The organism is Collinsella sp. LCP19S3_B6 (assembly GCF_052121815.1).
In the GTDB taxonomy this organism is placed as follows: domain Bacteria; phylum Actinomycetota; class Coriobacteriia; order Coriobacteriales; family Coriobacteriaceae; genus Collinsella.
Map to the genome: position 1 here is coordinate 1 of NZ_JBQKDN010000013.1, position 26,786 is coordinate 26,786.

A 26,786-nucleotide genomic window follows, 5' to 3' on the forward strand; every position below is an offset into this window, starting at 1 on the left:
CGACAGGGCCGTGTGGGAGGACCTCCACCACAGGGACCCGTACCCGTTCTGGCTGGATTAATGGATGGAAACGGATGTTCTATCGGGACACACATTTTGTCCTATAGGCCGTGCGTTTGGGGGCCCTGCAGGGCGCGATAGCGTTGTCTGCGCGTTATACGAGCCCGGCAATACCGTGTGTCGTTGGTGCACCCTTTACTGGAGCGCCTGTGCGCCAAGGGCCAGACAGCCCATGATGCCCTGCTTACCCTCGAGGCTGTTGTTGACAATGTAGGTATCGATGTCGTTGACCTCGGGCGTGACGATATAGCCGTTGAGCATCTCGGCGCACTTTTTGCGGGCGAGCGGCACGATGGGGGTGTGGTCGGCCACGCCGCCGCTGATGATGATCTTTTGCGGCGCATAGCACAGCGTGTAGGTCATGAGCGCCTGTGCCAGGTAGCCTGCGAGCAGGTCCATGGCCTCCGGGTCATCGGCCATGTCTCCGGCGCTTTTGCCATCCCAGCGCTTTTTAATGCCGGGGCCTGCGATGAGGCCCTCGAGGCAGTTGTCGTGGAAAGGACAGCCGCTGTGCTCGCCGATGGTGTCGCGCGGATCGCGTGTGACCAGGATGTGCCCTGCCTCGGGATGCATCATGCCATGAACGAGCTGGTCGCCCGAGAGCACGCCGGCGCCCACACCGGTGCCGATGGTCAGATACATCACGTCGGTGAGGCCCTGGGCGCAACCAAAGGTGACCTCGCCCAGGCAGGCGACGTTGACGTCGGTGTCGTAGCCACAGGGAATATTGAGCTCGTTTTGGATGGTGCCCAGCAGGTCAAAGTAGCGCCATGCCGTCTTGGGCGTCTCCAAGATCTTGCCGTATTGGGGCGAGGCAGGGTTGACTGCGGTGGGGCCAAAGGCGCCGATGCCCAGCGCGGCGATGCCCTTGTTTGCAAACCATGCGTTGACGGCCTCAACGGTCTCCTGCGGGGTCGTGGTTGCGATCTGCTCACGCTCCAGAACCGTACCGTCTGCATAGCCCGTGGCACAGACCATCTTGGTGCCGCCGGCCTCGAGCGCTCCGATAAGCTGCTGCTCTGCCATAGTATTCCTCCCCCTGGGACGAGTTGCTCCGTGACTAAAGTATAGCGCTTTAAACAAATTAAGAAAGCGCTATAAAAAGAAGCCCCGCAACGCGCGTGCGGTGCGGGGCTTCTTTGGGTGCTTTAGTTGCCGGGCCGTCCTTACCCGCGCGGCTTGATTTTATCGCGTAGCGACTTGAGGTTCTCCAGTGCCGCGTTAAGCGTCTCGTCTCGCTTGGCAAAGTGGAGGCGAATCAGATGGTTGACGGGCTCCCGGAAGAAGCTCGATCCGGGCACGGCGCCCACGCCCACCTTAGACGCGAGGTCCTCGCAGAAGTCGAGGTCGCTGTCATAGCCAAACTCAGAGATGTCCATCATGACGTAGTAGGCGCCCTGCGGCACGTTATGCTCAAGACCGATGCTATCGAGCCCCTGACAGAAAAGATCGCGCTTGGCTGTGTAGAGATCGAGGACCTCCTGGTAATAGCTGTCGTCGAAGTTGAGGGCGGTGACGACGGCTTCCTGCAGGGGAGCGGCGGCACCCACGGTGAGGAAGTCGTGGACCTTCTTGATGCGCTCGCTAATCTGGGCCGGGGCGATGGTGTAACCCAGACGCCAGCCGGTGATGGAGTACGTCTTGGATAGCGAACTGCAGCTGATGGTGCGGTCGAACATGCCGGGCAGCGTGGCCATATAGACGTGCTCGTGGGGCGCGTAGACGATGTGCTCGTACACCTCGTCGGTGATGCAGTAGGCGTCGTACTTTTTGCAGAGATCGGCGATAAAGGTGAGCTCATCGCGCGTAAAGACCTTGCCGCAGGGATTGGAAGGGTTGCACAGGACGATGGCCTTGGGGTCGTTGTCGCGGAAGGCCGCCTCGAGTGTCTCGCGGTCAAAGTCGAATGTGGGCGGGTTGAGCGGCACGTAGATGGGCTCGGCACCCGAAAGGATTGTGTCGGCGCCGTAGTTCTCGTAGAACGGCGAGAAGATGACGACCTTGTCGCCGGGGTTGGTGGCCGTCATCATGGCAGCCATCATGGCCTCGGTGGAGCCGCAAGTGACCACGATGTTCTGGTTGGGGTCGATCGGTATGCCCATAAAGTGCTCCTGTTTGGCGGCAAGCGCCTCGCGCATGGCCTGGGAGCCCCAGGTGATGGAGTACTGGTGGTAGAGCGGTTTGGGATCGGTGGCGATGGTGTTCAGGCTCTTGAGCAGCTGCGCTGGGGGATCAAAGTCGGGGAAGCCCTGCGAGAGGTTGACGGCGCCGTACATATCGGAGATGCGCGTCATGCGGCGGATGACCGAATCGGTAAACGTTGCCGTGCGATTGGAGAGTTCTTTCATGCTTGTCCTTTCGAACATCGGGGTGGGGCAAGTTTACTCCTATGGAACCGGTGGGATTTGCTCGAAATGGATCCGAAAAACTCTTTTCAAAATTCTTGAAAATTGGGGCTTGCGTCGCGTGGCGTTCCTTGCAATAATAGTCGAGCGCGAAGCGCACAGGACACGGTGGGTGTAGCTCAGTTGGCTAGAGCGACGGGTTGTGGTCCCGTAGGTCGAGGGTTCGAGTCCCTTTACCCACCCCAGTTCTTGCTTCGTGTTGATATCGGGTCGTTAGCTCAGTTGGTAGAGCAGGGGACTCTTAATCCCAAGGTCCAGGGTTCGACCCCCTGACGGCCCACCACACGATATCTCCACTAAAGTCCGCTACTACGGACTTTAGCTTTGGGTCGTTAGCTCAGTTGGTAGAGCAGGGGACTCTTAATCCCAAGGTCCAGGGTTCGACCCCCTGACGGCCCACCAAAGCATGTTAAAGCGACTGGCTTAGGCTGGTCGCTTTTTTGTTAACCATACATGGGTCGAACCCGAAAGGGCGCGGAGCTGAGGAAATGCGTGAGCATTTACCAGCGCAGCGCGCAAGGCGCGAAGCGCCGCAGCGGCCGCCTGCGCAGCAGGCTGACCCCCTGACGGCCCACCAAAGCATGTTAAGACGGTCAGCGAAAGTTGGCCGTCTTTTTTGTTGACCTCGCATGGGGTCGAACCCGAAAGGGCGCGGAGCTGAGAAATCTCCATTGTGATTCCCTTAGGGAAAACACGGCTAAAGCCCCGTAAGCGTGTTCTCCTTAGGGGAATCATGCTTACGGGGCTCGATACATGTTGAGTAATTGTGATCAAGCTCAAGGTGGGAATCGAATTAGTCCGCTCGATAGTGCGATCCGAGGCTTTCGGCCCGTTTGCGCATGGCTTTGACCATTTCCTGTGCTAGTTGAATCTGCGATTGCAGGCGGGCGAGGGCTGCGATTTCGCTGTCCTGAGCTTTCTGTGTGCTCAAGGTCGTTGCCTCCGTCTTCAAGCCCTCAAGCTCGTGTAGTGCCTTGGATAAGCCCCCTTCGGTGCGGTTGATCATGCAATAGGTACTCATCGTGTGCTTAAGGCCGCGGGTCAGGCGCTCGGCGTCTGTTGTGGCAATGCCATGCTGGGGGAGGGCGACATCCGCCTTTGGGGCCACCTCAGGTGCATTCTGTGCTGCTTGGGCTGCCGAGGCGCCCGCGATGCGCCCAAACACGATGCCGTTGGCGCTTGACAGGCCACCAATGCGATCGGCCCCGTGCATGCCGCCTGTCGCCTCGCCGCAGGCATAGAGGCCCTCAACGCCCGTGTACGCGGTCTTGTCGATTTTGATGCCGCCATTGGCGGCGTGGGCATACATCGCCACACGCATCTCGTCGGTCGGCGCGATGCCGTGCTCGTCTTGTAGCCAGGTGGCAAAGGTCTGCACAAACTCGGGGACGTCCTCGCGGGGGAAGTCGTAGTGGAGCGCCAGACCTTCGGTATCCGCTTGATCGATGGCAAGATCGATGGCGCGGGAGGCCAAGCGCGAGGTGAAAGGACCATATCCGGAGCGTTGCTCAAGTAGATCGTCTAGCTTTTCGTCGGCAATATCGACCGGCTGGTCTACATGTACGTAGCGCCAGGTCTTCTCGTTAAAGACAAGGTTGCGCTTGGGCTCGATGAAGCCCGGCATCATCTGCATGAACTCTATATTAGTGAGCGTTGCGCCGTGTGCCAGCGCGATGGCCTGCGAGGAGCTGAGCACGTCAGCGGAAGTGAGGCTTCGCTCGAACAGGCCACCCGTGCCGCCCGCAGCGATGATGGTGGCCTTGGCTGCCATAGGTACGAGATGCTTGTTTGTGCGGTCGTAGAGTACGGTGCCGATAATCTTTCCGGTCGTGTCCTCAACAAGGTCGATTAGCTCGTGGCGGGGGAGTAGGCGAATGCCGAGAGACTTGATCTGGGCCGTACACGCGTCCTCAAGGGGCTTGCGGGTGAGGCCGCGCCAATTGCGTGTCTTATGGTCAAAGCAGGGGATAAATTGCTTTTGCTGGGCGCTCTCGGCGCTTTGCGGACGCTGGAGCTCAACACCTAGATCCTGCTCGAGCCATTGGATGGCCTGGGGAATGCCGTGGACGAACGTCTGGACGAGCGTAGGGTCGGCGACGCCGCCGCCTACGGTCTGGACGGTGTCGATGAGGTCCTGTTCGTCGTCTTCGTCGATGGGGCCAATAAGGCCAAGGCCCCAGGTGCCCGGGAAGAAGCTCGATCCGCTCATGGTTTTGCCGGCGCTTGCGACGGCAACGGTCGCGCCCGCGCGTGCCGCTTCTATGGCGGCACAAAGGCCCGCAATACCAGATCCTATTACCAGTACATCAGTCGATTCCATCGGATTCCTTTCTCGTCCGGCGCATTGTCGCACGGGTGATCGACTAATGCGATGCAAAGGCCGCGCTATTCGGTAAAGGGCGAATATGGCAGGTGGACGTCATACGCATTCGCTGGCTTCGTCTCCGGGCATCTCGTATTTCGCTTCAACTGATATATCGGACATCTATTTTGGAGTAGTCAATTTGAGACGGGGCTTTACGAGCTGTCCTGCGCCTCGGGTCGATCCGCTCGCCACGAAATGGGCCTATCTACTACGTTTGAGCGGTCACCCCCAACCATACCGAGAATTACAAAATTAAAACCGCAGGTAGACGGCTTATTGATTTTCAAAAAACCCGGCTATGGTCGAGCTGCGCGGGTTAAACGTAGTAGATGGGCCGTTTTCGTGGAGCAATCCAAAGCGATTGGCTGTTTTGGAATAAAAAAGAGCCGCTACCCGGGTGGATAGCGGCTCCGAAGCTCAACTATATGAGCATCGCGCGGGCGCGATTAGGCCTTGAGGGCCTCCTCGACGGCGACAGCGCAGGCGACGGTGGCACCGACCATGGGGTTGTTGCCCATGCCGATGAGACCCATCATGTCGACGTGCGCAGGCACGGAGGAAGAACCGGCGAACTGGGCGTCGGAGTGCATACGGCCCATGGTGTCGGTCATGCCGTAGGAGGCAGGGCCGGCGCCCATGTTGTCCGGGTGCAGGGTACGGCCAGTGCCGCCACCAGAGGCGACGGAGAAGTACTTCTTGCCAGCCTCGATGCGCTCCTTCTTGTAGGTGCCAGCGACGGGGTGCTGGAAGCGCGTGGGGTTGGTGGAGTTACCGGTGATCGAGATGTCGACGTTCTCGTGCCACATGATGGCAACGCCTTCACGGACGTCGTCGGAGCCGTAGCAGTTAACGGCAGCACGGGGACCATCGGAGTAGGGGATGGTCTCGACGACCTTGAGCTCGCCCGTGTAGTAGTCGAACTGGGTCTTCACGTAGGTGAAGCCGTTGATGCGGGCGATGATCTGGGCGGCGTCCTTGCCCAGACCGTTGAGGATAACGCGCAGCGGCTTCTTGCGAGCCTTGTTGGCGTTCAGAGCCAGGCCGATAGCGCCCTCAGCGGCAGCGAAGGACTCGTGGCCGGCCAGGAAGGCGAAGCACTCAGTGTCGTCGGAGAGCAGCATAGCGCCCAGGTTGCCGTGGCCCAGACCGACCTTGCGGTCCTCGGCGACGGAGCCGGGAACGGTGAAGGCCTGGATGCCCTCGCCGATGATGGCGGCAGCCTCAGAAGCGTTCTTGGCGCCACGCTTGACAGCGAGAGCGCAGCCGAGGGTGTAGGCCCACTCGGCGTTCTGGAAGGCGATGGACTGGGTGTTGTTGACGATCTCACGCGGGTTGAAGCCCTTGTCGGTGCAGATCTGCAGAGCTTCCTCGAGGGAGGCGATGCCGTTGTCGGCGAGGCACTTGTTGATCTTGTCAGCGCGGCGCTCGTAACCTTCGAACGTAACAGTCATAGTTATTTCCCTCCCTTTCTACTCGTGAACCGGGAACACGCTGGCGACGGAGTGAGTCTCCTCGTCGGTGCGCGGGTCGATGTACTTGGCAGCGTTCTCCCACTGACCATAGTGGCCCATGGCGCCAGCGATGGCCTCCTCGGGGGTCTTGCCGGCCTTGACGGCGTCGGTGAACTTGCCGAGGTTCAGGAACTCGAACGCGATGATCTCGTTCTTGTCGTTGAGAGCCATGCGGGTGACGTAGCCCTGAGCGAGCTCGAGGTAACGAGCGCCCTTGGCCTTGGTGCCGAACATGGTGCCGACCTGAGAGCGAAGGCCCTTGCCGAGGTCGTCGAGGGAGGCGCCCACGGGCAGGCCGCCCTCGGAGAACGCGGTCTGGCTGCGGCCGTAAACGATCTGCAGGAAGATCTCGCGCATAGCAACGTTGATGGCGTCGCAGACGAGGTCGGTGTTGAGGGCCTCGAGGATGGTCTTGCCGGGAAGGATCTCGGAAGCCATGGCAGCAGAGTGGGTCATGCCCGAGCAGCCGATGGTCTCAACGAGGGCCTCCTCGATGATGCCGTCCTTGACGTTCAGCGTGAGCTTGCAGGCGCCCTGCTGAGGTGCGCACCAACCCACACCGTGCGTAAGACCGGAGATGTCGGAAATCTCCTTAGCCTGGACCCACTTGCCCTCCTCGGGGATGGGTGCGGGGCCGTGGTATGCACCCTTGGCAACGGGGCACATGTTCTCCACTTCCTGTGAGTACTGCATGCCTCTCCTCTCTATCGTGTTGGCGTCCCGTCTGGAGGTCGTGGCTGGTGATTGCCGGGCGACCCTTCGAAAGGGACATGACATGCAGCCCCTATAATACCGCGAAATGCACGGAATATTCGGCGAACGGCGCAGTTTTCGTAACGAGAAGCGCGGAACTTTCAATTGAAACGATTTAACAAGCTTGGTTGCGGTTATGCGATACGTTTTAGGGGGTCAGTTCTGGTCAAGTTATTGGTTAGTTCTTGCCCCTGTTGCGGTGTCTAGCCTGTGGTTATGATGCCATTCGCCGTCGGTTTGCCGCCTTTTACCGTCGACGGGTGCCATTTTGCGTGAATGTTTTGATGGCACGTTTCAATCGTGATGTATTGGATGGTAAGCAGGTCCCGGCGAAGGGAGCGTCATGCAGCGTGTTTGGAAAACGATCACCGGTTTTTACCATGTCTGTGCCCGCGGTATGGGCAGTCAGCTGATCTTTGAGAGCGACGAGGACCGGTGGGAGTTTTTGGAGCTGATGCGCGACTGCTGCCGCGATGCCCAGGTAACGATTGTGGCGTGGTGCCTCATGGGCGACCACGTGGATCTGGTACTTTTGGATTATGAGGACAACATGAGTGCAGCCATGCAACGCCTGCTGTTGACGTATGCTCGTCGGTTCAATAAGCGTACCGGGCGATCGGGCTGCCTGTTCCGGGAACGTTTTGAGCGCCGCTCGCTCGATACCGACCGACAGGTGATGGAGGCTGTTCGCTCCGTTCACGCCGATCCGCAGGATGCGGGCATCAACCTAATTGAGCATTATCCCTGGAGCAGCTTTGCGGAGCATCTGCGCGTTTACGACGGTGACGAGGCAGATGCTACGAGGGTATTTTCCGATCCTTCTTGCGTGCTTGAGCTTTTTGGTTCTGCCAAAGCCTTTATTGCCTATTCCCTTTCGACGCCCGACGGCGGCGATTCGGCGATGCGCGATTTAGTAGAGATGGAGTTGGAGCGGCGCGTCTTTGCCGACGAGTTGGCGAAGGGATGCGGGGTTGCGCTCCAGGGGGTTAAAGCGGCGCCGCCGGCGCAGCGCAGTATCGTTATTCTTGGCTTGCACGATGCTGGTTTTACGGTGCGCCAGATTGAGCGGTATACGGGGATAAGCAAAAGTACCGTTTCTCGTATTGTGCGCGCCCGTGCTCGAACGGCGGTGCGGACTGATGACAGCCTGGGATAGGGCTGTCTGCCCACTGGGACCATCATTCTAAATGCTTGGACGTTAGCTACACTTCTAAATATGCATAGAATGATTGCCGTATTGCATAAAACAATAGCTCAGTCCGGTTTTGCCCGTGCCTACCCCCGTCCACGCCGTGCAAAAAGCGGAGTTTTCAGCATCGTAGTGCTGTCGGAACTGCTATAACCTTGCAACTTGCGGGCCCCGAGACAATTATTTGTCTGCCAATACGCCCCGAAGCACGCGTTTGCGTCCCCGTAGACCGTAATGCCTGTTCTAAAACGCAATATATACGCGCCCGAAGGCGCTAATTTATGCTCGTGATTTGTATGCACATAGCTTGGCGTGCTGAATACTCGCAAAAATGCACGCCGCACCCTATGGGACCTGTCTGCGGCAGGCAGGAGGCGAGCCGGAGCCTAGTAGGACGGTGCCTGGCGCTTTGCCCGGCGTGCCCCGTGGCCCTGTGGCAAGCCCTTGGTACTGTGAAAAACGCTTGTGCTTGCGGTTGGCCGTGCGATAAATGACAGATTGGGCGCCGGAAGCGTGGCTGCGCGTGCGCTCGTTATGAAAAAGCCGAGCCGCCCGTATCGGGCGGCTCGGCAATCAAAAACCTTGGATTCGGGGCATCCGTTACTGGTTAGCCTGACCCTCGAGCATGCCGTCGAGGGTGCGCCAGGCGAGCTCGGCGCATTTGACGCGGGCGGGCATGTGTGAGATGTCCTGGAGCTGAGCGGCCTCGTCTAGGTCTTCCAAGTCTTCCTCGGAGAGCTCCTCGCCACGGATCATGGCGAGGAAAAGCCCTGCCAGACGACGAGCCTCCTCGACCGTTTCGCCCGTGATGAGGTCGGCCATGATGTCGGCGCTGGCCTGGCTGATGGCGCAGCCGTGCCCGGTAAAGGAAGCCTCCTCGATTACATCGTTCTCGACACGCAGTTGCAGGGTGAGCTCATCGCCGCAGCTGGGGTTGATGCCGTCGTGCTCGTGCGTGGGGGCATCCATCTCGTACTTGTAGTCGGGGTGGGAGTTGTGCTCCATAAACGTGGTGGAGGTGTACAGATTACCCATTGAACGTGCTCCAAACGTGATACAGGCCGGCGATGAACTTATCGATATCGGCCTTGTCGTTGTAGAAGGCCACGCTGACGCGGCAGCAGGCAAGGTTCTCGACGCCCAGCCAGGTGAGCAGCGGCTGCGCGCAGTGGTGACCGGCACGGATGCAGACGCCGTCCATGTCCATGATGCTCGCGACGTCGTGAGGGTGGATGCCCTTGACGTTAAAGCTGACGACCCCGTGGTGGTTGTCCCAATAGATGGAGCCGATGATCTGGACAAAGTCGAGCTGCATGAGCTCGCCCATCAGGTAGTGGACGAGTGCCTGCTCTCGTGCCTGGATGTTTTCGTAGCCCACCGTATTGACCAGGTAATCAAGCGCCGCGCCCGTGGCGAAGACGCCGGCGGCGTCCTGCGTGCCGGCCTCGAACTTCTCGGGGACGGGCGCCCAGACGGCGTCCTGCTCGGTGACCGAATCGATCATCTCGCCACCGGTAAGCATGGGCGGCATGGCGTTGAGCAGATCCATCTTGCCCCACAGCACGCCGATGCCCATGGGGCCCATGGCCTTGTGCGCGCTAAAGGCAAAGAAGTCGGCTCCCAGATCGGCCACATCGACCGGCATGTGCGGCAGCGACTGCGCGCCGTCGACGACCAGATAGCCGCCGTACTTGTGCACGAGCTTGCCGAGATTCTTGACCGGGTTCTCGACGCCCAGCACGTTAGAGATCTGACCCACGGCCAAGATCTTGGTCTTGGGGCCAACCTTGGCAAGCACTTCCTCGGTCGTGAGCTGACCGGTCTTGGTGGGGTAGAGGTAGACGAGCTTGGCGCCGGTCTCGCGGCAGACCTGCTGCCACGGGATCAGGTTGGAGTGGTGCTCCATGATGGTGATGACGACCTCGTCGCCGGGCTCCAGCACCGTGGGCGCAAAGCTCTTGGCGACCAGGTTGAGCGACTCGCTCGTGTTGCGGGTGAAGACGATCTCATTAGCCTGGGAGGCGCCGATGAGGTCGGCGATCTGCTGGCGCACCTTCGCGATGGCCTCGGTGGCCTCGACGGACAGCGAGTACAGGCCGCGCAGGGGGTTGGCGTTCATACGCTGGTAGAAGTCACGCTCGGCGTCGAGCACGCAGGCGGGGCGCTGCGCGGTGGCGGCGCTATCGAGGAAGGCGATCTCGGGGTGCTGCTGGAACAGCGGGAACTGCGCCTTGTAGGGGTTGGTCTCGATGTCGACGGTAGGCCAGCCGCGCGAGGCCTCGTCGCTGGCGTCGAATTCCATGGGCTCGGGGGCAGTACAGGTATCGCATTTAACGTGCTCGGTGTCGATCATGCGAGCTCCTCCTCAAAGTTATCGATCAGGTTGTTGCCCAAGCGGACGACGGCGGCGCGGATGCGCTCGTCGGCGGCGGAAAGTGCGGCGTCCTCCAGCTTGGCGCGGATGAACAGGTCCTCGGCTGCATTTTGGTCAAGGCCGCGGCAGGCGAGGTAGAACAGCTGCTCGTCGCGGACGTGGCCGATGGTGGCGCCATGGTTGCCGGCGACGTCGTCCTCGTCGCAGAGGATGACGGGAACGGTCTTGTTGTCGACGCCCTTGTTGGCCAAGAGCACCGTCTCGCGCTCGGTGCCGACGGCACCCTTGCAGCCGTGCACGAGGTCGATGGTGCCGCGGTAGACCTTCTTGGACGTGCCGGTCAGCACGCCGTTGGTGTCGATCTCGCACTCGGTCTTGCGACCGCGGTGGCGCAGCTCGTAGTTAAAGTCGCGCACCTGCTGGCGGGCACCCAGGTAATCGGTATCGATGGTCACCTTGGCGGTATCGCCCAGCAGGTCGCCGGCAAGGCCGGTGGCGCTGGCGCCGGCACCCAGTACGGTGTGCTGCACGTTGACGCGCGCGCCCTCGTCCAGGAACAGGCCGGTGTCGTCGAGCGCGATCCAGCTGTCGTCGAGCGTCTGCGTGCAGGTCACGTTTACGGTGGCGTACTCGTGAGCACACACGCGCAGCACGGAGCCCACGACGCCCTCGCCGGTAACGGGGGAGTCCAGGGCGATCTGCAGGTCGAGCGTTGCTTGCGGACGGGCGACGACATCGATGGCGGCGATGGCAGCGGCGGCATCGACGCCGCTCACGCGCACGGTGACCGTGGCACGGCCGTATGCGGGCACGTCGATGACGATGCGCTTGGTGGCGTGGTCGGCCAGATAGGTGTAGGCGGCCTCGCCCATGCCGGTCTCGAAGGCCTCGGCGGGGGAGAGCTCCTCCTCGAGCTTGATGGCACCGGCCTGGCAGACGGAAGTGGCGGGCACGTCGAGCTCGGTCTCGGGTGTGATGCGGGCGCGGTCGGCGGCGTCGCCGGGGGCTGAGGCGCGGCGCTCGGGGAAGCGCTCGGCCATGGCGTCCATGGCGGCGTCGAAGGCGTCGGCCGCACCATGGATCTGCTCGTCCAGGCCCTCGACCTCAACGGCCTCGGCGGGAGCGGCGGCAAGTTCGTCCGAAAGCTCGAGCTTGGTTTGGTTCATCTTGAGCCAACCCCATGTGGCAGCCGGCATCGCGTTGACGCCCCCGATCTCCTGCAGCACGCCGTCTCGGGGCTCCGACCCTCCTCGCGTACCTTTAGTACGCGTCGTCGGGCTCGTCGCTCCCGATACGTCGCACTGCAGAAGCTCGGATGACGTAAATGCGTTCGGCGTGTTGGTGGTCTGTTTCATTATCCGATCGCTCCTTCCATCTCGAGCTTGATCAGGTTGTTCATCTCGACGGCGTACTCAAGCGGCAGCTCCTTGGAGACCGGGTTGGCAAAGCCGTTGACGATCATGGTGCGGGCCTCTTCCTCCGAGATGCCGCGGCTCATCAGGTAGAACACCTTGTCGTCGCCGATGCGGCCGATGGTGGCCTCGTGGCCGATGTCGACGTTCTTGGCGCGGATGTCCATGGCGGGGATGGTATCGGAGCGGCTTTGGTCGTCGAGCATCAGCGACTGGCAGCTCACGGTTGCCTTGGAGCCCTCGGCCTTAGGCGTGGCCACGATGGAGCTGCGGAAGGTCTGGATGCCACCGCTCTTGGAGATGCCCTTGGTCTCGACGGTCGCCGAGGTCTCGGGCGCGTTGAGTACGACTTTGCAGCCGGTATCGAGGTTCTGGCCGGCGCCGGCAAAGGTGATGCCGGTAAAGCTCGAGCGGGCGCGGCGGCCGTTGAGCACGCTCATGGGGTAGAGGTAGCCCACATGGCTGCCGAAGGAGCCGCTGATCCACTCGATGTCGCCGTCCTCGTCCACGCGCGCACGCTTGGTGTTGAGGTTGTACATGTTCTTGGACCAGTTCTCGATGGTCGAATAGCGCAGGTGCGCGCGCTTGCCCACAAAGAGCTCCACAGCGCCGGCGTGGAGGTTTGCCACGTTGTACTTGGGCGCGGAGCAACCCTCGATAAAGTGCAGGTCGGCGTCGTCCTCGACGATGATGAGCGTGTGCTCAAACTGGCCGGCGCCCTTGGCGTTGAGGCGGAAGTAGCTCTGCAGCGGAAAATCGAGCTTGGTGCCCTTGGGCACGTAGACAAACGAGCCGCCCGACCATACGGCGCCATGCAGGGCCGCAAACTTGTGGTCGGTGGGCGGGATGAGCGTCATAAACTTCTCGTGGATGAGCGGCTCCCACCGCGGGTCGTGCAGGGCCTCCTCGATGCCGGAGTAGACGATGCCCATTTTGGACGCCGTGTCCTGCATGTTGTGGTAGACGAGCTCGGAGTCGTACTGCGCGCCGACGCCCGCCAGGTAGCTGCGCTCGGCCTCGGGGATGCCCAGGCGCTCAAAGGTGTTCTTGATGTCGTCGGGCACCGACTCCCAGTCGTGCTTTTGGTCGGTGTTGGGCTTGACGTAGGTGACGATGTTGTCCATGTCCAGGCCCTCGATGGAGGGGCCCCACGTCGGGTCGGGAAAACGGTTGAAGATCTCGAGGGACTTGAGGCGCAGGTCGAGCATCCACTGCGGCTCGTCCTTTTTGGCGCTGATCTCGCGCACGATGTCGGGCGTGATGCCGGCATCGAGGCGCTCGAATCCCTCCTCGCCATAGGTGAAGTCGTAGAGGCTGCGGTCGATGTCCGCGACCTCGGTGCGGTTCTTGGTCATTGCGTCGCCCCTTTACGCCTGCTGCTCGGCAGCGACGGCCTCGGCCTGGGCGCGCTGCTCGGCGGCCTCGCGCTCGAAGGCCTCAAAGCCGTTCTTGTCGATCCAGGGGATCAGCGAGGCGTCGTCCTCGCGCACGATGTGGCCCTTGACCATAACGTGGACGCGGTCGACATCCAGGTGCTCCAGGATGCGCGTGTTGTGCGTGATGATGAGCATGGAACCGTTGCAGCTCTTGCGGTAGGCGTCCATGCCGTGGCTGACGGTGGACAGGGCGTCGACGTCCAGGCCGGAGTCGGTCTCGTCCAGGATGGCGAGTTTGGGCTGCAGCAGCAGAAGCTGGAGCATCTCGACCTTCTTTTTCTCGCCGCCCGAGAAGCCTACGCCCAGCTCGCGGTTGAGGTAAGCGGTATCCATGTTGAGCTCGGCCGCGAGTTCCTTGACGCGACGGCGGAATTCCTTGCCCTTCATCTCCAGGCCGGGGCGGCCGGCGATGCTGGCGCGCAAAAAGCTCGACAGCGGCACGCCCGGGATCTCGACCGGAGCCTGGAAGCTCAGGAACAGGCCGGCGCGCGAACGCTTGTCAGCGGTGAGCTCGGTGATGTCCTGGCCGTCAAAGACGATGCGGCCGTTCTGCACGGTGTAGACGGGATCGCCCATGACCAGGTGGCCGAGGGTGGACTTGCCGGCGCCGTTGGGCCCCATCAGCACATGGGTCTCGCCGGCGGCGACGTTGAGGTTGACGTTGTGGAGGATGGTCTTCTCGTCCACGGAGGCGGTCAGACCTTCGATGGAAAGCAGCGGATTTGCGCTCATGCTGTCCCTCTCTGTTTATGGTGTACTCATAGGTGTACTAAACCCTAGGAATCTTCTCGGAATAAAGTTACTATGGGTTCGGCGTTAGTCAAGGGAAAACCCGACTAATCCACTCGACTTTTCAGATGTGGGACATAATAGTCGGGATCGTCTGTCCCATACGCTTGGCATCTGGGGCAAACTCTGCTGATGATTTTGTCTCAAGCGCACCGGGAGGGTAGGTATGCTCATTTCTTCTAAGGGCCGCTATGCCCTCCGTTTGATGATTTATATCGCGGCGCTCGGTGACGCCGAGGGCAAAATCGCCCTGCGCGAGATTGCCGACCGTGAGCATATTTCGCAAAAGTATTTGGAGCAGCTGGTCCGTCCGCTTATGAAGGCGGGCCTGCTCAAGAGTGTGCGCGGCAAGGGCGGCGGCTACATGATGGCCGTGGACCCGGCCGAGGTGCGAGCCGGCGATATATTGCGTGCTGTCGAGGGCAGCACGGCGCCCGTCGCATGCGATGGCATCGATAACAACTGCACTCGCAGCGATCTGTGCTCTACTGTGAAGTTCTGGCGCGGTCTGGACGACGTGATTGAAAAGTACGTCGACGGCGTGACATTGGCCGACTTGGCGGCCGTGCCCGAGATTAACTTCGATATCAAGCTGTAACTCGAGCGCAATTCCTCAAGATTTCGCGGAGGGTGTTACCGTTTGTCGAGTTGTTGTTGTACGAGATCGGTCTTGCTGCGATACTTAAATCTATCTTTGCAAACTGCACTTTAACTACACCAATGCAAGGAGGATCTTATGCAGCCCAAGCATTCCGCGATTGTCGCGGGCCTGACGTTGGCTCTTTCGTTTGGCGCCGTTGCCGCGCCCGCGCCCGCTGCTGCGGATGAGCCCACGCCGGGCGTTGCCTCGGATGCTACCGATATCGATAAGGGCCTTTATACCCAGCAGTCTTTCTCGGGCGTGCTGAGGTCGGTCCAAGGTGTCTCGTTTGTCAATGTGACCAGCGAGATGAAGTACTTTACCAAGTATGAGAGCCACGGCAACTATAACCAGGGCTTTTCGTACGGCGATGGTTACAACGCGCTCGGTTACTACCAGTTCGATCGACGCTGGTCGCTTGTTCCGTTTATGAAGCAGGTCTATAACTACAATCCTGCCAAGTACGGCATGCTTAAGTCTGCAATTGACCGCGGGGGCGATATCTCCAACGCAAGCAACCCCATGTATTCGAACGGTCAGCTGACGGAGCTGGGCCGCATTGCACAGGAGGCCTTCCAGGGCGCCTATAACGCCGATCCGGCTGAGTTTTCGGCGCTGCAAGATTCATATGCATACAACTCCTATTACGCGGTGACCGAGGCCTGGCTCAAGAGCGCGCTTGGTATTGATATCTCTGGCCGCGCCGATTGCGTCAAGGGTATGGTGTGGAGCATCACCAACATGTGTGGCACCTATGGCTGCCAGGACTTTTTCCGCTGGGCAAATCTTACAAACGATATGACCGACCGTGAATTTGTGACGGCGCTTTCCAGCAGCGTGGTCAATAACGTTGCCCGTAAGTACTCGAGCCAGCCGCAATATCATGAGGGCTGGAAGAACCGTTACAAGAACGAGCTTAAGGATTGCCTGGTCTATATTACCGAGGACGAGGCCGCGGCGACGCCGCCGGTCGAGCCTCAACCTGAGCCTGAGCCCGAGCCCGTGACTCCGGCGCCCAGCCAGGCGCCCGCCGCTCCCGTTGCTCCCTCTGGGCCTAGTGCCGATACCAATGGTGCTGACGAGGATACCGTCGATGCTCCTTCGAACGATGCCGGAGCAAGCGATGGAAATGGCGATGTCGGTTCGGCCGGCAGCGCGGGGTCTGCCTCGCCTTCGAATTCCGCAGATGCTGCGGCAGGGTCTGGTTCTTCCGCCGGTGGATCGACTGCCGGCTCGAGCGACTCGTCGACGAATGACAAACCCTCTGCGTGCGAACAGCTTGGCTCCATGTTTGGCTCCTCGCTGATGGTTGGCATCAACAACGGCTCGTCTTCCGAGAAGGATGGCTCCGACCAGGGCGCTACGGAAAAGACCGAGAACGCTAAGGGCGATTCGAAGGACGAGGGTTCTAAGGAGTCTGATTCCGACAGGGGCACGGAAGTCGACGGTGCGGAATCGAAGGATTCCCGCCTTGATAAGGATGGCAAGCACGCGGACGACAATGGGTCCAAGGGCCTGGCTGATGATGGCGCCGACCAGAACCAGGGTAAGACCAAGGTTGCGACTGCCTCAGCCACGACGACTGAGTCCTCTAAGGGCAGCATGCCCAAGACGGGTGACTTGATTTTGATGGCGAGCCTTGCCAGCGCGAGCTTGGCCACATTGGGCGCTACGTCTATTGTGAGCGGTAAGCATAAACTTGATCAGCAAAACAAAGACGCTGCGGAGAAAGACGCCCAAAAGTAGGCTCTCAGCGAGCGTTTTGCCTTAGCGATTGAAATAGGGGCCCGATGCGATAGCACCGGGCCCCTATTTGTTGCGAATCGTTTTGTTATGCCCCCCTTTATGGAGCCATTTCTACCGTTACCCGAATCATTTGTTGAACAATAAAATTGTTACCAAGATGGTCGCTAAAATGGCATCGTTATTCTAAAAGGGGAGATAAAACGGTGTCTGAACAGGCAATGTATGATATTGATAACACCTTTGACGTGAAGTTGCTCAATCCCGGCGGAAATGCTGTTCTGCCGATTGATATTCATGATTTTGCCGACGCCGCCGATCATTGTGTTTTAGTTGATAAGACCATGTTTATTGCCGATATCTTAGATTGCGAATCGACTGTGGCGCTCTGTTGTCGGCCTCATGGTTTTGGCAAGAGTGTGAACCTCTCCATGCTCAAATGTTATCTGGAGCGTCCTGTGCCCGGCTCGTCTAACGTCAATCTCTTCATCGGTAGCAAAATATGGGACGCAGAAGATGGCGTCTATCGTGATGAGTATGCACGCTATCCGGTCATTGCTTTGGATTTTTCTGCTTCCTCCTATCGAGGCGCCGATGCCGAGGCCGCCATGCGCGATGCCGTCGCTCGTGAGTGCGCTCGTCTGTTGCCGCTGCTGGACGTTCCCGATTTAGCGCGCAGCGACGTGCGCCATATCGAGCGCGTAGCGCGCGGTGTTGCCGGTTCTGATGAGATCGATTCGGCTCTTGGCGTGTTAATCGAGCTCCTCCGTATGGCATGTGATGAACAGGTTGTGCTGCTGGTTGATGGGTATGACGCGGCGTTTTCGAATCATATGCAGGCGAAGGGCGCCTATGGCTCGTGCTTTGTCGAGTTGCTTGACCGCCTGCTCTTTGACGTCATTGTCTCCTCGATCGATTCTTTGCGGCTGGTTTGTTTGATGGGGGAGCGACCCAGCCCCGCACAGGCGGCACTTGCGCATCGCAACTGCCCGTATTGTTTGGCTTCGCCCTTGTCGAGCTGGTGCGATTGCCGGTTTGGTTTTTCGGATGCCGAAAACAGGGCGCTGCTAGATTACACTGGTCAGAGCGACAGACTGGCTTGCGCGCGCGAATGGTTCGAAGGCTACCGGTTTGGCGGGTTCTATTGTTCGAACCCGGCTCGTGTGGTTGAGTTCTTGGCTCGGGGCTGCCTGCCGCCAACCCGCTTTGATGTATGTTGCTATGCCGATTGTCTGAACGAGACTGTGGGCGCCTGGGATTTAAGATGGCTTGCGGCAATGTTTGATTTGCTTAATCCGTATGGCTGTGTTGAGGCGCCACTGTGCTTGGACGCCGTGAAGCGTGATGCCGGGACAGCGGAAGGTATTTGGACCGATTTGTATTCGAGTGGACTCCTGACGACAGATGCGACTGATCGCCAGGCGGACGGCAATCTGCCCCGCGCCCTGCGCCTTCCCAATAACGAGCTCCGGTATGCGCTGCGTCTTGTGATTATCGAATGGTTCGAGTGCGCTGCCGAGAGTGCCGAGACTATCGATGATTTCCAAGAGGGTCTTTGCCGCGGAGACGAGCGTGCAGTTAGGCGAGCTTTGGACGCAATTATTGATGACTTGGGCGTCGAAGGAGACGAGTCGGATTTGCTACTGGCTTTTCGTTTGGCACTGCAGGGTCTTTGTTTTGGGTTGCCTGGATATGCCGACCCTGCTACAAAACGAGCGCACGGTTCGGAGTTTGGGGGTTTCCAAGTATTTCCGACCGTCAATACCTTTGATGCGGTGGATACACTTGGCATATTGGATAGCCGCCCGCTTATCTCGGTCTGCATGCTGTACGACCCCGATGTCGATGCGTTGGGCTTAGAGCTTCTGTCGGTACAGGCATTGCTCAATATCGAGCGGAGCGGTCTCGACGACATTCGCGTGCCACGTCCTGCCGTGGGCCGCATGCGCTGGGGGTTTGGCTTTGATGGACAGCGAGTTGCCGTCGCGTGTCAGAAGTTATAGGAGGGCCGGCTTTAATCGGTCTCCTTCATGGGCGGCATGGGCTTCCAGTTGGGGTCGCGTACGATCTTGCGGGCATCCTTCATGCCACGGCGCAGCGCCGGAATGCCGGTCTTAAAGCACTTGTCGACGGCGGCAAGGCGGATAAACTCCTTGCAGAAGGTCGCCACATTGCCCAAACGGAACAAAATGGGGTGGTAATCACCGTAGATTTGCATGTAGCGGGCCAAGTAGCCGCGGTTACGCATGATGTAGTAGCGATTGGTGTCACTGGTGGAATTGAGCTGACGCTTACCGGCGATATCCCAGTTGGAGACGGCGCGGGCGCGCTTGAGCACCACATCGGCGACTACGGCAGCGGGGAAATGCTGGCTGGCGACATAGCCATAGCAGGCGTCGTCGCCGTAGATAAAGAAACGAGCGTCGGGCAGGCCGATCTTGTCGACAACACGGCGTGAGAACAGGCCTCCCTCAAAGCACAGCTGGTTCATGGCGCGATAGCCCTCGGGGCCCAGGTCCCACTTAGCGATGGGGTTGGGGATGCCAAGCGAAAGGATAAGCTGGTACTGCCAAAAGAAGGCGCCGCCGTCAAAGTCCAGGCGCGAACCCTGGATGACGTCGTAGCGGTCGGTCCACTTGGCCAGGCGCTCGATGCCCTCCGGGATGACGAGCACGTCGTCGTCCATCACCCAAAACCACTGGGCGCCCAGATCGTAGGCGCATTTGGTGCCGGCGGAAAAGCCGCCCGCGCCGCCGCCGTTTTCGAGCTGCGGGGCGTAGATGACGCGGTCGGTTCCGCCCTGCGCGTCGGGCTGATCGGTGTCGACGCCCCACAGGTTGGCCAGGCGCTCGTTGAACGCCGCGCACATGGCCTCGGTCTCGCGCGAATTCTCGTTGTCGACGATTACGATACGCCACGGCGCGGTCGTGAGCTCGGTCATGGAGTCGAACAGGTTGGCCAGGAGTTCCTGACGCTTATAGGTGACGACGACGATGGCGAGCTTGTCGATGGGGGCGGGGAGGGTAGAAGTCATGGGGAATATATCCTTTCACGCGCGGCGGGCGAGCGCTGCGCGGAAGCTATCGAATGCGTCCGTTGGACGGCACCTATTGTAAAGGGTCGCTGCGCCATGTTGGCAAGGTTTGAATAAAACGCAGGAACCTGCCATGGCTGTAGCGGCTTTAGCGTCTGACGGCAGCGTGTCTATTGTCGCTTGAGCCGGCGAGCGATAAGGCTTCTAGCTGCATCGATGATGAGAAGCGCCAGCGCAAAGACGATGCTAATGACGGTACCCGTGACGATACATATAGCTGCCGGGCTGTTTTGGCTGACCAGTATGTTTGCGAGCAACGTATTGAAGACTGGACGCCACAGGCTACTGGTGAGCGACTGCATCACATAGAAACCGAGCGTGGCGGTCGATAAGGTGACGATGACATTTGAGACACGCGGATGGTCCGAATTGTTGTCGCGGGTTGCTGCAAAGAACAACGAGGTGGCAGCGAGGGCGAACGAGACGACCGAGGTCGACTTATAGGAAAGCATTGCCATTGCCGACAGATTGCCGGTTGCGGAAAGCGCGGCTTCCAGGGCGATCGTGATGATCAAAACTGCTGCAAGCAATCGTTTGGCGACGGTGCGCGCTTTGCGCGGAGTTGTCGTCCCGGTATAGTCGCGGAGCAGTCCTCCCATCAAAAAGGCGACGACGTAGGTGACGGCGCTCATGATCTTCTGCAGCCAAGAAAACTCAGCGCTGCTTGCCAAGCATTGCGTCGCCAGATGGCTATTGACAATAAAAACGAGGACGCCGACGGCGACAACTGCTGCTGTGTGGCTTTTCTTGCCGAGTCGGTTTTTAGCCAGTCCAAACAACGGTGCCATACAGACCGTGGCGGCGTAGACCCAGATAAACTCAAGCCCCAGCGTGTACCAATAGTGCGTGTGAAAGGAGACATCGGGAACTTGGGAGACGACCGTGGACCACGCGAGCGCCGCGAGGCAATAAAACGCGGTGGGCAAGAAGACCTTGCCAAGGCGCTGCATCGTCCGCTGAAGTTGCGACGTCCACGTAGCCCCGTCGCTCCAGGCGCGAGCAGCCGAGGGAATAAGGAAGTATCCCGAGATCATAAAGAAGACCTCGTTGGCCCAGCAGCCCAGCAGGTTGATAAAGCCGAGCGCGCCGGAGTAAGGGAAGACAGCGAGCGGCGCGTATTCCGGTAGGCTGGTGCAGACGGCTTGGAAGGTCCACTGAAACGTGTGGAATATGGCAATCCCAGCGACCGCTACCAAGCGCAGCGCTTCGATGGAGGTGTTTCTGCTTGTTTTGCTGCTCATCCGACTATTTTCCAGCGCGTGCGTTATATGAGCCAAAGTGCGATGTAATCATTTTTAGAGTCTGCTTGGGACCTTTGTTCCATACGTTATACAAGCCCTCACCCACGAGGTCCTTGGCGTATGCACAGCAGCTGATTTTAGGATTGGCGATGCCCATATACTCGGCATAGAGCTTTTTGGCCGCGGGAGTAACGCGGGGGTTGGCAAATACAAGTTCTTGCGGCATGCGTTCGAACATCCTGTGGATGGCCTGCTCGATTTCGGGGTGGCCTTCAATTCCGGTATGTTCAATCATGATGCCCATATAGGTGAAGCCGCGTGTGATTTGCGGTGTCCAAACGGCGGAGTCGGTGACGTTGAGCCGCTCAAGAATATCGACCATGTCGTTCCAGCGATTAAACGGCATCAAGGGGTCACGCTTGGCCAGAGCGGCCGCCTTTTCGGGTGTTTCCTCGCGGTAGCAATAATACGGCTTGGGCCAGTAAGCGATGGCCCTTGCCTGACAGAGCGTTTCGACAAGGAATGGATTATCGGCCCAGCCCGCACCGGGGATTTCCTTAAACCAGATATTGTTTTGCAACAGGAAGTCGCGACGATAGATTGCCGACCAAATGGACGGATGATGGGCCAGCAGGTGTGGAGCGTCGTGAATGGTGAACGGTTGCCGAGGCGGTTTAATGCGACCGCGATATGCGCAATGTAGTTTGACCTCTTGGGGGGTATCGGGGTTGCGAATGATCCAATACGGGGTCTCAATAATATCGAGCTTGTTCGGATCGCCAAATTCGCGCTTGGCAAAGGCAAGCATGTCGGAGTACATTCCGGGCTCGATCCAGTCATCGGGCTCGAGGATGGCAATCCAGTCACCCTTTGCCTCGCGAATGCCCAGATTGCAGGTTGCGCCGTAACCCTGGTTTGCCTTATCGATTACTCGAACGCGCGAGTCGCGCGCAGCGAAATCTTGCATAATGGCGAGCGAGTTGTCGGTGGATCCGTCGTTGATGGCGAGGATTTCCAGCTCAATTTTGTTTTCGCTTAATAGGCTGCCTATAGCCTGAGAAAGATACGGCTCGGCATTGTAAGTAGGCACGATTACGGTCAGCATTCAAACACTTTCTCTAGGCGATTTGGAAGAATTATACCTAATTGCGTTTGCAACGTTTTTAGTTGCGTTTGGGTGAAGGCAACGGTAAGGGTTGCTTCACTCTCTTCAAGCAGATTGTGAGAAAATGGTACAAGCCAGAGCTAAATGGGGGGGCGATGCGCATGGGGCGAAAATACGGCAATATCTTGGTTACGGGCGGCTGTGGTTTTTGCGGTTCGGCGTTTGTCCGCTATGTCGTGAATAATGTTCCGAATGTACGCGTCACCGTCTTGGATAAGCTGACCTATGCTGCTAATCCTGACAGCATTGCTGGGCTTCCGGAGGACAGGATTAAGCTCGTTGTTGGCGACATTTGCGATTCGGATCTGCTTGATCGAGTGGTTCCCGGGCACGATGCAATTATTCACTATGCCGCGGAGTCACATAATGACAATTCGATTGTCGATCCAAGCCCGTTTATAAAAACGAATGTCGAGGGCACATACCAACTCTTGGAAGCTGCTCGTAGACACCATGTCAGGTTTCATCACATTTCGACTGATGAAGTGTTTGGAGACCTGGCGCTTGATGATCCGCGTAGATTTACCGAGGAGTCTCCTTATCGACCGAGTAGCCCCTATTCAAGCTCCAAGGCGGCATCTGACATGCTTGTGAGAGCTTGGATTCGTACCTATGGTCTGCAGGCAACAATTTCTAATTGCTGTAATAACTATGGTCCATATCAGCACACCGAGAAGTTCATTCCGCATTCGATTGCATGCGTCCGGCGCGGGGAGTGTCCTAAATTGTACGGGGACGGTCTAAACGTACGCGATTGGATTCATGTCGATGACCACGCTCGTGCTGTTTGGCTCATTTTGACCAAAGGGAGGATCGGGGAGACCTATCTTGTCGGAGCCAATTGCGAGCGCAGCAATCTCGAAGTCCTCAAGACCATTCTTAAAGCAATGGGCAAAGACGAAGACTTTATCGATTGGGTTAAGGACCGTCCCGGCCATGATCGACGGTACGCCATAGACGCTAGCAAGCTCCGCCGCGAGCTTGGTTGGGCGCCGATCCATGGTGACTTTGCAGCAGAGATTTCGCGATTGTGCTATTGCAACATGCTTTTAACCTGATTGGCCTTTCGGGGTTAAGCTGCTGCTGCTCACGAATCTCTCGACGATGGGGCGCGCTTCTTGGCATAGAGTGTAAGCAACCGTATGAAAGGGGACAGACATGGGCAATCGAAAAGCTATGTTTGCTTCGGTGTTTATCGTGCTTCTGTTGGGAATTTGTCTCGTTCCCGCATTTGCTGAAGACAACGTGGCTACCGGCCAAGATACAAATGCCTCCCTGGCTGCAGACCAGTTGAACGAGTCCGAGCTCGTTACCAACGAAGTTATGTCCGTGGACAGTACGTCCGATTCGAATGCATCGGATTCGACTGATGCTCTGAAACCGGAAAAGCCCAAGTCTGTCTATGATCTCGCTTCCGAGCACGTTGATGACCTTACGGATGGGTTGTACACTTTTGGCTCTTTGGTTAACAGCAATTTTGTACTTGATGTTCCTGGTGGCACGGCATCTGCTGGCAGAAAGCTGCAGCTGTACAGTGAGAACAAGACGAATGCTCAGGTCTGGCGAGTGTCTCATGATCAGAATGGCTTTGTTGTCATTGCTTCTGTCAAGGGTTGCACGCTTGATGTCCCCGGCGGCAGCGCGAGCAATAGAAATCCCGTTCAGCTTTGGTTCGATAACGGCACCCTTGCGCAGCGCTGGATCGCAATTAAAGAAACCGATGGCAGCTACACCTTTATTTCGGCACTCAACCAGTCGTTTGCCATTGACGTGGCGGGTGGAGTTGCCGCAAATGGCTCTGCCGTGCAGTTGTATGAGGCAAATGGTACGGCAGCTCAGCGATGGGTACTAACGCCTGCCAAAACCGAGCAGCAGCAGCTCGATGATCGGGCGGCGGCGCATCTCGCTGACCTTTCTGATGGGACATATGCAATGTTGGCCTCGAATGATTCGTTTGCGCTGATCATAGACGGCGGATCGCTGTCCTTTGACAAGTTCGGATATTCAGGCGTTCAAACGTTCGATGTCTCAACTACGTCGGACGGGTATCGCACCATTGCGATTCATGGTGCCGGGGCGGTTCTGGATGCGGCGGGCGGCAATGACGCCAACGGCACGAAGCTGCAGACCTATGCCGCCAATGGAACCAAGGCCCAAAAGTGGATCATCGAGAAAGACGGCGAGCGCTATCGGATTGTGTCGGGCTTGAACGGACAAAAGGTCGCCGACGTCCCCGGTGGCTCTATTGTGCCCGGCGCAGGACTTCAGCTATACAGTGCAAATGGAACAGCAGCCCAATCCTTCTATTTTGTGGATCCGACGGCTGTACGTTCCGAGCTCGATAAGCTCGCTTCCGTTAACCGGGAAGTCGTCAAAGACGGAGACTATGCGATCGTCGCTGGTCCGGACTTGTCTCGAATGGTTCTCGATGTTGTCGGCGGCTCTGCTTCTAGCGGTGCAAACGTGCAGATCTATCAATCGAATACGACTGCCGCACAGCGTTGGCGTGTTTCGCATGACGATGACGGCTACCTCACAATAGCGAACGTAAAGTCTGGCAAAGTCCTTGATGTTTCCGCGGGTTCAACTTCCCTGGGAACGAACGTCCAGCAGCACGCGGCTTGTGGCGATGCGAACTATGCACAAAAGTGGATTGCGGTACCGAATGGTGATGGAAGCGTTCGACTTCTTTCTGCTGTTTGGCAACAGCGCGCACTTGACGTTGCCGGCGGCTCGCTGAACTCTCAGACAAACGTGCAGTTGTATGCTTCGAATGGAACTGCCGCGCAGCGCTTTACCTTTATTGCCGCGAACCCTGCGTCAGTTGGTCCGTGCGATGACATTTTGAAAGACAAGGGCTGGTTCGTTATTTCACCCTCTTCAAATGGCGCTGTTGCCTTTGACGTTGCCGGTGGCTCATTAAAGAACGGGGGCAACGTTCAGACATATTCCTGCAATGGCACGCTGTCCCAGCTATTTAAGGCTGAGTATCGAGACGGTTACTATGTTCTGCGTAATGCTGGTTCCGGTAAGGTGCTCGATGTTGCGGCTGGTGACGTTGTCCCCGGGACGAATGTCCAGCAGTGGGATGAGAGTCCCAACGACAACCAGCTTTTCAGTGTCATTGCCAATGAGGACGGAAGCTATTCGTTCATCAATAAGGGCACAGGGCTCATGCTCGCTGTGTCCGGTTCAAATCTGGTTGTTGCCACGGCGGGAGATTCTGTCCAGACGTCGTTTGTCTTTGCCGAGCAAGAAGACCTGCTGAGCGAAGGCCTTTATGAGGTCTATCCGTCTGCAAATTCCTCCTATGCACTTGATGTCGCGGGTGCATCCGCTGACTCCGGCGCTAACGTTCAGCTCTATACCGGCAATGGTTCCTTCGCCCAAAAATGGCTGCTTAAAAAGGTGGATGGAGCGAAGAATACCTATACGTTTGAATCTGTTTGCTCAACTAACAGACTTGCTGTTTCCGGTACCAATGTTTGCACGATGGCACCGGCAGATGTGAAGGTGCAGCAATGGGTGGCGCGAATCGATAGCAATGGTATTGAGTTTGTGTCGGCGGATGACCAAGACCTTTCGCTTGATGTGAAGGGCGGTAATTTTGCGTCGACTTCCAATATTCAAGTCCACTCCTCCAATGGCTCCGCTGCGCAGAGATTCCGCCTGCGCGCTACTTCGGCAACCATCGACAATGGTACGTATTTCATCCGAATGGCTTCTCACGCGGGATCGGTTTTAGATGTTTCTGGCGGATCGCACTCGGACGGTGCAAACGTTCAGATTTGGCAGAACAACGATTCGGGTGCTCAAAAATGGAACTTCTCTCGTAACGGTGATGGCTCTTACAACATCGTAAATGCCGCCAGTGGCAAGGCTCTTGACGTAAAAGATGGGGCTGCATCTTCTGGAACCAATATCCAACAATGGTCTAGGAATGGCAGTGCTGCCCAGCGTTGGTTTATCGATTATGTACCCGGTGGATTTAAGCTGTCTTCCGCTCTGAATGGAGCGTTCGTAATCGATGTTTCTGGAGGCAACAGCGCAAACGGAACGAACGTCACTCTGCACGCAAGTAACGATTCAAGGGCGCAGCGGTTTACCTTCAGAGCTACTACGTACGTGCAGCCGCTGCCTGCCGATCAGCAGGCAATGTATAACCGTGCGCAGTGGTATAACAGCAATACGGAATGGCTAATTTTGACTGATACCGTTGGATGCCGTACAGGTATTTTTAGGGGCTCTCGTGGTAATTGGAGGCTCTGGTCCTTCTGGCAGTGTGCTCCAGGCAAAAATGGGTCGCCAACGGTGCTGGGTGAGTTCTCTGTTTACGGAAAGGGCATTTCGTTTGGACACGGATATACCTGCTGGTACTACACGCAGTTTTATGGAGACTATTTATTCCATTCGCAGCCTTGTTATACGGGAACGTTCAAAGTGATGGATCACACGATGGGCCATCGCGCGTCGGCTGGGTGCATTAGGCTTACAACCGATCACGCTAAATGGATCTATGACAACATCCCCTATGGAACGAAGGTAGTTAACTACTAAAACTACTAAGGTAGAAGGCGGCTCGCGTTTGGCGAGCCGCCTTCTTTTGACG

General features: G+C 58.1%; 19 protein-coding genes and 3 tRNA genes. 9 read left to right on the forward strand and 13 right to left on the reverse strand.

Annotated elements, in window-relative coordinates; all coding sequences use genetic code 11:
- Positions 1-195: 195 nt before the first annotated feature.
- Both ACTQWD_RS05990 and ACTQWD_RS05995 read right to left on the reverse strand, forming a co-directional pair.
- A complete protein-coding gene (locus ACTQWD_RS05990) occupies positions 196-1,086 on the reverse strand; it encodes an ROK family protein (protein ID WP_441559514.1) in 891 nt (296 codons plus the stop codon).
- 140 nt (positions 1,087-1,226) lie between these two features.
- A complete protein-coding gene (locus ACTQWD_RS05995; protein ID WP_441559515.1) occupies positions 1,227-2,408 on the reverse strand; it encodes a pyridoxal phosphate-dependent aminotransferase in 1,182 nt (393 codons plus the stop codon).
- A gap of 165 nt (positions 2,409-2,573) precedes the next feature.
- Here ACTQWD_RS05995 and ACTQWD_RS06000 point away from each other — a divergent pair.
- From ACTQWD_RS06000 to ACTQWD_RS06010, 3 genes are all read left to right on the forward strand, one after another.
- Positions 2,574-2,650, forward strand: a tRNA-His gene (locus tag ACTQWD_RS06000).
- A 22-nt stretch (positions 2,651-2,672) separates the two neighbouring features.
- A tRNA-Lys gene (locus ACTQWD_RS06005) sits at positions 2,673-2,748 on the forward strand.
- A 43-nt stretch (positions 2,749-2,791) separates the two neighbouring features.
- A tRNA-Lys gene (locus ACTQWD_RS06010) sits at positions 2,792-2,867 on the forward strand.
- Positions 2,868-3,258: 391 nt separating this feature from the next.
- On the opposite strand, the gene ACTQWD_RS06015 is transcribed toward ACTQWD_RS06010, so the two are convergent.
- From ACTQWD_RS06015 to ACTQWD_RS06025, 3 genes are all read right to left on the reverse strand, one after another.
- Complete coding sequence (locus ACTQWD_RS06015; protein WP_441559516.1) at positions 3,259-4,785, reverse strand: FAD-dependent oxidoreductase; 1,527 nt, start codon at positions 4,783-4,785, stop codon at positions 3,259-3,261.
- A 491-nt stretch (positions 4,786-5,276) separates the two neighbouring features.
- Positions 5,277-6,281: a GGGtGRT protein gene (locus tag ACTQWD_RS06020; RefSeq protein ID WP_154518278.1), complete on the reverse strand. Its 1,005-nt coding sequence runs from the start codon at positions 6,279-6,281 to the stop codon at positions 5,277-5,279.
- 18 nt (positions 6,282-6,299) lie between these two features.
- Positions 6,300-7,034: an iron-sulfur cluster assembly scaffold protein gene (locus ACTQWD_RS06025; protein ID WP_006235554.1), complete on the reverse strand. Its 735-nt coding sequence runs from the start codon at positions 7,032-7,034 to the stop codon at positions 6,300-6,302.
- Positions 7,035-7,437: 403 nt separating this feature from the next.
- Here ACTQWD_RS06025 and ACTQWD_RS06030 point away from each other — a divergent pair, with 403 nt between their 5' ends.
- Positions 7,438-8,250, forward strand: coding sequence for a transposase (locus ACTQWD_RS06030; RefSeq protein ID WP_441559517.1), 813 nt, complete (start codon positions 7,438-7,440; stop codon positions 8,248-8,250).
- 633 nt (positions 8,251-8,883) lie between these two features.
- Here ACTQWD_RS06030 and sufU read toward each other — a convergent pair.
- From sufU to sufC, 5 genes are read right to left on the reverse strand one after another with little or no spacing between them, the layout of a single operon-like run.
- Positions 8,884-9,318, reverse strand: coding sequence for a Fe-S cluster assembly sulfur transfer protein SufU (sufU, locus tag ACTQWD_RS06035; protein WP_427718807.1), 435 nt, complete (start codon positions 9,316-9,318; stop codon positions 8,884-8,886).
- Positions 9,311-10,636 carry an aminotransferase class V-fold PLP-dependent enzyme gene (locus ACTQWD_RS06040; RefSeq protein WP_441559518.1) on the reverse strand — a complete coding sequence of 442 codons (1,326 nt, stop codon included), beginning with the start codon at positions 10,634-10,636 and terminating at the stop codon, positions 9,311-9,313. The genes sufU and ACTQWD_RS06040 overlap by 8 nt, the downstream gene beginning before the upstream one ends.
- Positions 10,633-12,012 carry a SufB/SufD family protein gene (locus ACTQWD_RS06045; protein ID WP_441559519.1) on the reverse strand — a complete coding sequence of 460 codons (1,380 nt, stop codon included), beginning with the start codon at positions 12,010-12,012 and terminating at the stop codon, positions 10,633-10,635. Before ACTQWD_RS06045 ends, ACTQWD_RS06040 begins: the two co-directional genes overlap by 4 nt.
- Positions 12,012-13,424 carry a Fe-S cluster assembly protein SufB gene (gene sufB, locus ACTQWD_RS06050; RefSeq protein WP_427794570.1) on the reverse strand — a complete coding sequence of 471 codons (1,413 nt, stop codon included), beginning with the start codon at positions 13,422-13,424 and terminating at the stop codon, positions 12,012-12,014. The genes ACTQWD_RS06045 and sufB overlap by 1 nt, the downstream gene beginning before the upstream one ends.
- Positions 13,425-13,436: 12 nt before the next feature.
- A complete protein-coding gene (gene sufC, locus ACTQWD_RS06055) occupies positions 13,437-14,237 on the reverse strand; it encodes a Fe-S cluster assembly ATPase SufC (RefSeq protein ID WP_441559520.1) in 801 nt (266 codons plus the stop codon).
- Between the two features lie 223 nt (positions 14,238-14,460).
- On the opposite strand from sufC, the gene ACTQWD_RS06060 reads away from it, so the two are divergent.
- The 3 genes from ACTQWD_RS06060 to ACTQWD_RS06070 all read left to right on the forward strand — a co-directional run bounded on the left by ACTQWD_RS06060 (position 14,461) and on the right by ACTQWD_RS06070 (position 18,680).
- Positions 14,461-14,892: an RrF2 family transcriptional regulator gene (locus ACTQWD_RS06060; protein ID WP_154518293.1), complete on the forward strand. Its 432-nt coding sequence runs from the start codon at positions 14,461-14,463 to the stop codon at positions 14,890-14,892.
- Positions 14,893-15,030: 138 nt separating this feature from the next.
- Positions 15,031-16,680, forward strand: a complete 1,650-nt coding sequence (locus ACTQWD_RS06065) for a hypothetical protein (RefSeq protein ID WP_441559521.1) — start codon at positions 15,031-15,033, stop codon at positions 16,678-16,680.
- Positions 16,681-16,883: 203 nt separating this feature from the next.
- Complete coding sequence (locus tag ACTQWD_RS06070; protein ID WP_441559522.1) at positions 16,884-18,680, forward strand: AAA family ATPase; 1,797 nt, start codon at positions 16,884-16,886, stop codon at positions 18,678-18,680.
- Between the two features lie 11 nt (positions 18,681-18,691).
- Here the strand turns inward: ACTQWD_RS06070 and ACTQWD_RS06075 are convergent, their stop codons facing one another.
- The 3 genes from ACTQWD_RS06075 to ACTQWD_RS06085 all read right to left on the reverse strand — a co-directional run bounded on the left by ACTQWD_RS06075 (position 18,692) and on the right by ACTQWD_RS06085 (position 22,117).
- Positions 18,692-19,711 (reverse strand): glycosyltransferase, encoded by a 1,020-nt coding sequence (locus ACTQWD_RS06075; RefSeq protein WP_441559523.1) that lies wholly within the window; start codon positions 19,709-19,711, stop codon positions 18,692-18,694.
- Between the two features lie 170 nt (positions 19,712-19,881).
- A complete protein-coding gene (locus ACTQWD_RS06080) occupies positions 19,882-21,012 on the reverse strand; it encodes an acyltransferase family protein (protein WP_441559524.1) in 1,131 nt (376 codons plus the stop codon).
- A 4-nt stretch (positions 21,013-21,016) separates the two neighbouring features.
- On the reverse strand, positions 21,017-22,117 hold the full coding sequence (locus ACTQWD_RS06085) for a glycosyltransferase family 2 protein (RefSeq protein WP_441559525.1): 1,101 nt from the start codon (positions 22,115-22,117) through the stop codon (positions 21,017-21,019).
- A 155-nt stretch (positions 22,118-22,272) separates the two neighbouring features.
- On the opposite strand from ACTQWD_RS06085, the gene rfbB reads away from it, so the two are divergent.
- Together rfbB and ACTQWD_RS06095 are read left to right on the forward strand one after the other, a co-directional pair.
- Positions 22,273-23,235: a dTDP-glucose 4,6-dehydratase gene (rfbB, locus tag ACTQWD_RS06090; protein WP_441559540.1), complete on the forward strand. Its 963-nt coding sequence runs from the start codon at positions 22,273-22,275 to the stop codon at positions 23,233-23,235.
- A gap of 100 nt (positions 23,236-23,335) precedes the next feature.
- Positions 23,336-26,734, forward strand: coding sequence for an RICIN domain-containing protein (locus ACTQWD_RS06095; protein WP_441559526.1), 3,399 nt, complete (start codon positions 23,336-23,338; stop codon positions 26,732-26,734).
- The last annotated feature ends 52 nt before the right edge of the window (positions 26,735-26,786 follow it).